We start from the raw sequence: 1,163 nt of genomic DNA on the forward strand, positions 1-1,163 counted from the left end.
AAAATCTGATGTTAACCTAAATTTGATGATCTAGTAGCAACATTTTTCTTGAACTTAGCGAATAATTTTAAAAAGGGAATTTTATCAATTTGCTTTGTGGAAACTGATAAGAAAAACACTTATGAGAATTTAATACAGATAAAAAATACATTTTCAGATATAAAAGCAATTGAAATTATAGATGACACACAAAGCAGAGCAATATATCCGCAATTATTTTGGTAAAGGGAGTAAACTTATATGTTGAAAATCAGACGATTATTATTATCTTTTGTACTTTTAATATTTAATATTATTAATTTTTCAGTATTACTAAGCAATATTGATGATGATTATACAAATATTTTTATTACATTATTTTATTTGTTTTTAAGTTATCTTGTATATAAAGAATGGAAATATACACCTGTAGTCGCTGTTATAGGATATTTTGTTTGTGTGTGGTTATCTAGTACATTTGGAATAGCTTGGTTTGGTTGGTTTGGATTACATATTGGTTTAACAATATTGCTGATAATACTTTTTGAAATGAAATAGTTATAATAGAAAGAACTTATGCAGAAAACAATGAAAAAGGGGACTGTAACGAGCAATAAATAAAGGTGATTTAAAATAATTAGGTGTTTCCTAAATTTTAATGATAATCAAACATGAGCACCACAACGGTGCTTTTGTTTTGCAGCATAATTCGCAAAGCTGTCTTTTCTCCATGGATGATTCATTGGAGGAATATACTTTTTCTTTTCTTTCTTAGGTGCTTCCTTAGGAACATCAAATTCCTTTGATACTAGTTCATGTTTGGGTACTTCTTCCATTAGATAAAGCTTATCAGCGATATTTGCCAGAAACTGTCGATCAAATGACTCAATGACCATGCAGTCAGTCTTTCTTGCAAAGTATCTTCTGTCACCGTTTTCAGTTACTGGAAAATAGTATTTACTCTGGAATCTGATGCAGTGGTCTTTGTCTATAGTTCTAGTTAAAAGTATTGCAGGAGTACGATTAATTTCCTCCATAGATAGAACCGAAATAAGTCCTGAAATAAACGTAAAATAAATGTCAACGCTTACAATATTTTTGTGTCAACCGAAATTGATAATGTCCCAAAAATAATCAAACATTAGCACCATAACGGTGCTTTTGTTTTGCAGCATAATTCGCAA

At 29.6% G+C, this 1,163-nt stretch carries 2 protein-coding genes; one reads left to right on the forward strand and one right to left on the reverse strand.

Translation table 11 applies throughout. The features are described 5' to 3' along the window. Nucleotides 1-240: 240 nt before the first annotated feature. Entirely contained in the window at nucleotides 241-537 is a 297-nt protein-coding gene (locus DW269_RS09685; protein ID WP_022424232.1) for a hypothetical protein, read from the forward strand. Nucleotides 538-644: 107 nt separating this feature from the next. Here the strand turns inward: DW269_RS09685 and DW269_RS12555 are convergent, their stop codons facing one another. Next, the gene (locus DW269_RS12555) at nucleotides 645-1,016 is read right to left on the reverse strand and encodes a hypothetical protein (RefSeq protein WP_117548147.1); all 372 of its coding nucleotides are present in this window, start codon (nucleotides 1,014-1,016) and stop codon (nucleotides 645-647) included. Nucleotides 1,017-1,163: the final 147 nt, after the last annotated feature.

Source organism: Catenibacterium sp. AM22-6LB (assembly GCF_003435615.1).
Taxonomy (GTDB): Bacteria; Bacillota_I; Bacilli_A; order Erysipelotrichales; family Coprobacillaceae; genus Catenibacterium; species Catenibacterium mitsuoka_A.

Coding starts and splice junctions, on each gene's coding strand:
- DW269_RS09685 (WP_022424232.1), top strand. CDS start 241: ATGTTGAAAATCAGACGATTATTATTATCTTTTGTACTTTTAATATTT.
- DW269_RS12555 (WP_117548147.1), bottom strand. CDS start 1,016: ATGGAGGAAATTAATCGTACTCCTGCAATACTTTTAACTAGAACTATA.